Genomic DNA, 5,642 nt, shown 5'->3' with positions numbered 1-5,642 from the left:
TGGCGGTTTTTTATTACTGACGTTCACAAATATACCGAAAAGTAGTAAAGAAAAAGCTTCTTTTTGAAGAAGAAATGCAAACACTAAACATCCCAAATAAATCCCTAAACCCGCCATTGCAGAAAACCGCTGTTACCAGCAGTTTCTAACCTCTAAACATTACCGGATATCTTCCATCATATTCTCCAGCGGCAAAAATTAATCGTCCTCCTATATTTTTTATTTGTATATCAAATCCTCTAGCAGTAAAACCTTCCTCTCTAACTTTAAACCAATAGCCATCGCAATTAAAATCGGCTTTATAAATCTTGACAGAGTTTGGAATTAGAAACTCAATATCAAAAATAATAACTCCGAGTGCTTTTCTTATCGTTAATCTTCTACCAACAAATTCCACATCCCATTGTTCCGAACTAAAAACCATTTCGTTTTCAACAATTTTCAATAGTAAATTATCGTGCTCATCAAGCAGAACTAAATTAAAAAATAATTTACCCTCAATAATTTCAAAACTTATGAGTCTTTTATTATTTACCAAGAAAGGAATTATGAAGTCATTTTGGGAGTTAACATTTGGAACAAATTGACGAATATCTCCAAGTATAACAGAAAAATCAGAACCAGCAAAATTTAATAGATAAGGAGTTGTATTTGCATTAATTACATTGTAAGGGTTATTGTTTGCTTCTATAACTTGCTCTATCGAAAGTAATTTATTGGTTTTTTCTCTATGATGTTGGTCACAAAGTAAAGTAAGATTTTCTGGAGTATGTTCCTGTACGATTGAATAATTAATTATGTGATCATATTCATATAGTGGCAATCCGCATATTACGCAACCAAAACCACATCGTTGTCTAACTTCTCTCCTCATTGGTCTTGGAATCTCAGGTCTATTTTCGCTCATAAGTTATCGGGTAAGTTTTTCTCGAAATTGCTGGTAACGTCCCGCCAGCTTGCTGCAGGTGGGGATTGTTTCCCCAAAAGTATCAATTTAAGATTAAGTTTACAAACACAAAACCAACATTAAATTTAACCTTAAAGCCCCACTTGCAGCAAACTGCTGTTGTGCGATCGGTTTATTTCAGTTTCCTTTTCTTTGGATTTTGACGATTAGAGAAAAAAGAAAGAATTTCAATTTGGTCATTGTTAAATCTATAATACAAAGAATTGTGTGATAGAATAACAGCTCTTCGGATGTTGTTCTTGATTTCAGACTTTTGAAACAAGTCTGGATTTTGAGATATTAAACTAAGAGTTTCTTCAAGTTTTGAAGCCAGATTTTTTAATTCTTTTTCCGTCCAGTTTTCTTCAAGATATTCTATAGTAGATTCTAATTCTTTAAGAGCAAAATCTGTCCAAAGAATTTTATAACCATTTTTCATAAAGTTTTCTGGCGTTTGTGTGTGGATTTAATTTTCCTGCTTCAGCATCTTGTAATCCTTTCTCAATGGATTGTTTTTCACTTTCAGAAATTGAATTCCACCAATCCTTACTTTCACGTTTTCTTAATTCCATAATTTTTTCAATTATAGAAGAATCTTCTATAGTAGAAAGCCATTGGATTAATTCCAGTTTTTTATTTTGTATGTTTAATTCAATATTCATAATCCAAAAGATTTATTAACTCAAAAGTACAAATATATTCTGAATGTGCTTTATACGTTTCGTTAAAAAAAACTGTCGCACAACGTCCCGCCAGCTTGCTGCAGGTGGGGGATTGTTTTCCCAAAAGTATCAATTTAAGATTAAGTTTACAAACACAAAACTAACATTAAATTTAGCCTTAAAGCCCCACTTGCTGCAAACTGCTGTTATGTGAGGTTTCTATAATTTACTTTTCAAATCCATCATTCCGTGCAAAATTCTTATAATCTCAATTTCGTTCTTTGAAATCTCTCTATAAAAAATAATATGCTCACCACATTTATAACCAAGAATATTTAATGAAATGATTTCATAAGATTTTCCAAATTTAGGATTATTTGCCAGATCTATACACGAAGCAACTATTAGATTATAATATTTCTCGGCCTGATTTTGTGACCATTCTTCAACAGTATAATCCCAAATATCTATTAAATCGTCTTGAGCTTTATTGGTAAAATGATATTTTCCCATTTATTTTTTTCTTGCCTTTAATGATTCCAAAAACTTTTTAGGCTCGAAATCTTCTGCGATTCCACTATCAATTCCTTCTTGTATAGCTTTTCTTAAAACAATAATTTTATTTTCTTCATCTTCAAGAAGACGCAAACCTGCGCGTACAACTTCACTCGCATTGTTAAATCTACCGTTATTGATGCTACTTTCAATAAAACTTTCAAAATGGTTTCCTAATGATATTGATGTGTTTTTTCCCATGACTTTTAAAAATTTCAAGCAAGTTACCAAAAAATGGTAACACAAGCAATTTTGGCGCAAAGTTTTTTCGAAATCTCACATAACGTCCCGTGGCTTTGCGAAGTTTGGGGAGTGGTTAGCCCAAATGTATGATTTTAAGATTAAGTTTACAAATACAAAACCAACATTAAATTAAGCTTTAAAGCCCAAATTTCGCAAAACCACTGTTATGCACTGTGTTTATTCATTTATTTCCCAATTAGAATAATTAAACCAAAACACTTGTCCAATTTTCATTTTCTCTATTTTTCTTTTTTTGGGTTTCTCATATTCTTCGGTATTCTTATTATAGACTAACGAGTTAATGTTGTCGTATGCAATAATTCCTTTTTTGTCGCAACTTTCAAGTAGTTGTATTTTTACAGAATAATATTTTTCGTTTTTTTCAATGATTTGACCTTTAGCTATGCAAATATCCTCATCATATTTTATTTCTTGCTCATTAGAAATGTATCCATTAGGATATTTAAAGAAAACAATTTCTCCAATTTTATATTTTTCAAATTTCTCTTTTTCAAGAGCTTCGTTTTTCTCTTTAGCTTCTTTCCAATAATTTTTTGAGAATTCAACTTGTTCTTCTAATTTTATGTCTTCTTTTCTCAGATATCTTGCATAACTAGTCAAAATTATTCCAGACATGTCATCAGCATGATAGATTCCTAAATCATTAAAATAGTTTGAAAACCTAGAACCACCCCAAAGTCCCCAATTGTTTCTTAACCACATTCCAAAACCGAAATGCATTCCCTTTTTAAGTTTTTCTAGTTTAATAGATGTACTGTCTTTCCATATTTTGTTTAATTCTAAAAAACTGTCTTCAAGATTTTTCGGAATATAAACACTATTTAAGGTGTCAGCTGTATACTTTATTAATTCTTCAGCTTTTCTTTTTTTCTCTTTAATTTGGAAAGGCAGTAAAATTGCTTTTTCGTCAAATTTTCCATTAAGTAAATAACTTTTAAAAGCAATAAGAATTGCAATTTCTTGTTCTTTTGGTATGTTGATTCCTTTATTATTAAAATACTTCACAATTTTTGGACTCGGAACACTATCATTTGTCCAATTTGAGATTTTATTATAGTCACCTCCCCAAGGTCGAATAAGAAAAATTAAGCTATCATTATTGGTAACTTTTATTTTTTCTTGTAAATCATTTGGACAATCTTTAGAAAGCAACTTAACTGCTGTTTTCAGATTTTTAGGCGCTGTCTTTTTCTGCCCATAATTGGCTAAAGGTAAAAGTACTGATAATATGATTATAAGCAGTCCGTTTTTCATAACATAGTGCATAACGTCCCGCCAGCTTGCTGCAGGTGGGGAATTGTTTCACCAAATGTATCAATTTAAGATTAAGTTTACAAACACAAAACCAACATTAAATTTAGCCCTAAACCCCCACTTGCTGCAAACTGCTGTTATGCGTTCGTAGTTATTACTATTGTTTGATTTTTAATTTCTGCTTTTTGATTATTTTATTCCCTTTGTAATAAATGATTTTATCTCTTTTTAAATTTACTATAATCAAATCTATATTTTCAATTACTTCCAATTCAATATATGTTGGACCTAAATAATCTAAAACAACTTTTACATTTTTATTTTGAAGATTTAGTTCGGCTTTTCCACTTAAATCGGTTTGAGTTCCTATTATAGGATCTGAGTTTTTTACGGTTAAGTTACCAGCCTGAATTGGATAATTTTTGTCAAAATAAAGTTCAAATTCTACTTTCCTCAACTCACTTTGAGAATAACTATTTATAAAGTAAAAAAAGAATAAGGCTAAGAATATAAATTTAAAATTTTGCGTTCTCATTTGTTCAAGTATTTCTTTATTCACAACGTTTGGCCACTATGACGCATAACGTCCCGCCGGCTTGCTGCAGGTGGGGATTTTTGTTCCTTTAGTTTGTTTATTCCTAAAGCCAAATATACAAAAAGAAGTTAGAGTTTTCCCTAAAACCCCACTTGCTGCAAACCGCTGTTATGCACAGTATTTTATTTTTTTAGATATGGTAAAATTGTTTTTAATACTGTGTCTAATCCTGAAACTGAAATTTCATCATCTTTTTGGTTAATTGCATCATCGACATGATTAGAATTATTGCCAAAATATTTTTCAACTAATTTTTCTTTAACTTCATGTTTTTTATTTTCTGGTAACAACTCAATAAAAGGATTAATTGCAGTTAATTCAAGTTCAGCTTTACGATTTATTATTTCTAACTTTCTATGTTTGCTAGATTCTCTAGCTGCATAAGTAGCCGGATATGATAATGCAGCAGCTGCTATAATCCTTATTAAAGATTTTGTCCAATCAAAATTAGCACTGCTAATATCCCAAATTGTAAAAATTAGTAATCCTGAAAGGATGAGCATTAAAACTATTGCAATTACTCTAAATGTATTTGCGGTTGATTTATTTTCATTTGCGAATTTGTGATAATTACCAGTTACAGAGATATCTCCAATAACTCCAACAATTTTTTTAGCTTCTTGAAGTTTGGTGTTTAGGTCTTTAATTAGTTTTTCTGTATTTGAACTTATTTCCCCTTTTGTAGTGTCAATCTCGTTAGTTAATGATTGTTTCAAACTGTCAAATTCAATTCTAAATGTACTTCTGTCATTTTCATAGTTTTGATTAGAAGTTGATTTAATATTTAAAAAATCAGTTTGAAAAGTAGAATTAAGATTTTGTATTTCTGACTCTTTTTGAGATAGTTTAGTATTTATTTTATTTAGTTCATTGAGGTTGTTACTTACTTCAGTTTTTAATCCTTCAATAGTTTCTTTTAACTGCTTATTTTCAGTTTCTATTTCTTTATACTTTTCTTGCACGACTTTTTCAAAACTTGAAATATTTTTTGAAAAATTAAAATCATTTTTAGAAAAAGGTAATGGAAGGTTTCTTACTCTTGAGATTGCACTATGTAGATTGTTTATTGCATTGTTAATGTGCCCAACATTTTTATTTCCAATAAAAGCATTTATTTGCGAAAGAGAGCTTTCAATTTCAACCGAAATTTGCGAAAGTTCAGATTCTTGTACAATTATAGGAATGGTTAATTTTAGTCTATCACGTAGATAATTCTCTGAAGTTTCAAAAAAATGAATATTGTCCACATTCATTAATTCACGAACTTCTTTCTCGCTTATTCTGTTTTTTAGCTGTTCAAGTTTATCAAAAACTTGGTGATTCTCAAATTCGATAGATGTCATATTGGTGGATTCAAGTATCTAGC

At 30.1% G+C, this 5,642-nt stretch carries 8 protein-coding genes; all 8 read right to left on the bottom strand.

What is annotated here, in order from left to right; genetic code table 11:
• Positions 1 to 145: 145 nt before the first annotated feature.
• The 8 genes from FLJC2902T_RS14810 to FLJC2902T_RS14775 all read right to left on the bottom strand — a co-directional run bounded on the left by FLJC2902T_RS14810 (position 146) and on the right by FLJC2902T_RS14775 (position 5,619).
• Positions 146 to 907: an HNH endonuclease gene (locus FLJC2902T_RS14810; protein ID WP_051364437.1), complete on the bottom strand. Its 762-nt coding sequence runs from the start codon at positions 905 to 907 to the stop codon at positions 146 to 148.
• Positions 908 to 1,079: 172 nt separating this feature from the next.
• On the bottom strand, positions 1,080 to 1,385 hold the full coding sequence (locus FLJC2902T_RS14805) for a type II toxin-antitoxin system RelE/ParE family toxin (protein WP_023580607.1): 306 nt from the start codon (positions 1,383 to 1,385) through the stop codon (positions 1,080 to 1,082).
• Positions 1,369 to 1,608 (bottom strand): hypothetical protein, encoded by a 240-nt coding sequence (locus tag FLJC2902T_RS14800; RefSeq protein WP_023577713.1) that lies wholly within the window; start codon positions 1,606 to 1,608, stop codon positions 1,369 to 1,371. Before FLJC2902T_RS14800 ends, FLJC2902T_RS14805 begins: the two co-directional genes overlap by 17 nt.
• Before the next feature lie 219 nt (positions 1,609 to 1,827).
• Positions 1,828 to 2,121: a type II toxin-antitoxin system RelE/ParE family toxin gene (locus FLJC2902T_RS14795; protein WP_023580606.1), complete on the bottom strand. Its 294-nt coding sequence runs from the start codon at positions 2,119 to 2,121 to the stop codon at positions 1,828 to 1,830.
• Positions 2,122 to 2,364: a type II toxin-antitoxin system ParD family antitoxin gene (locus tag FLJC2902T_RS14790; RefSeq protein ID WP_023580605.1), complete on the bottom strand. Its 243-nt coding sequence runs from the start codon at positions 2,362 to 2,364 to the stop codon at positions 2,122 to 2,124.
• 219 nt (positions 2,365 to 2,583) lie between these two features.
• Complete coding sequence (locus FLJC2902T_RS14785) at positions 2,584 to 3,681, bottom strand: DUF6794 domain-containing protein (RefSeq protein ID WP_023580604.1); 1,098 nt, start codon at positions 3,679 to 3,681, stop codon at positions 2,584 to 2,586.
• A 157-nt stretch (positions 3,682 to 3,838) separates the two neighbouring features.
• On the bottom strand, positions 3,839 to 4,240 hold the full coding sequence (locus tag FLJC2902T_RS14780) for a hypothetical protein (protein ID WP_023580603.1): 402 nt from the start codon (positions 4,238 to 4,240) through the stop codon (positions 3,839 to 3,841).
• A 158-nt stretch (positions 4,241 to 4,398) separates the two neighbouring features.
• Positions 4,399 to 5,619, bottom strand: a complete 1,221-nt coding sequence (locus tag FLJC2902T_RS14775; protein ID WP_023580602.1) for a hypothetical protein — start codon at positions 5,617 to 5,619, stop codon at positions 4,399 to 4,401.
• Positions 5,620 to 5,642 lie beyond the last annotated feature (23 nt).

The organism is Flavobacterium limnosediminis JC2902 (assembly GCF_000498535.1).
Classification (GTDB): Bacteria; Bacteroidota; Bacteroidia; order Flavobacteriales; family Flavobacteriaceae; genus Flavobacterium; species Flavobacterium limnosediminis.
The sequence above is the reverse complement of the archived record's forward strand: the minus strand, read 5'-3'. Positions and strand labels throughout refer to the sequence as shown.

What these genes read in the sequence shown, in the direction of transcription:
- FLJC2902T_RS14810 (WP_051364437.1), bottom strand. Translation starts at nt 907, where the DNA reads ATGAGCGAAAATAGACCTGAGATTCCAAGACCAATGAGGAGAGAAGTT.
- FLJC2902T_RS14805 (WP_023580607.1), bottom strand. Translation starts at nt 1,385, where the DNA reads ATGAAAAATGGTTATAAAATTCTTTGGACAGATTTTGCTCTTAAAGAA.
- FLJC2902T_RS14800 (WP_023577713.1), bottom strand. Translation starts at nt 1,608, where the DNA reads ATGAATATTGAATTAAACATACAAAATAAAAAACTGGAATTAATCCAA.
- FLJC2902T_RS14795 (WP_023580606.1), bottom strand. Translation starts at nt 2,121, where the DNA reads ATGGGAAAATATCATTTTACCAATAAAGCTCAAGACGATTTAATAGAT.
- FLJC2902T_RS14790 (WP_023580605.1), bottom strand. Translation starts at nt 2,364, where the DNA reads ATGGGAAAAAACACATCAATATCATTAGGAAACCATTTTGAAAGTTTT.
- FLJC2902T_RS14785 (WP_023580604.1), bottom strand. Translation starts at nt 3,681, where the DNA reads ATGAAAAACGGACTGCTTATAATCATATTATCAGTACTTTTACCTTTA.
- FLJC2902T_RS14775 (WP_023580602.1), bottom strand. Translation starts at nt 5,619, where the DNA reads ATGACATCTATCGAATTTGAGAATCACCAAGTTTTTGATAAACTTGAA.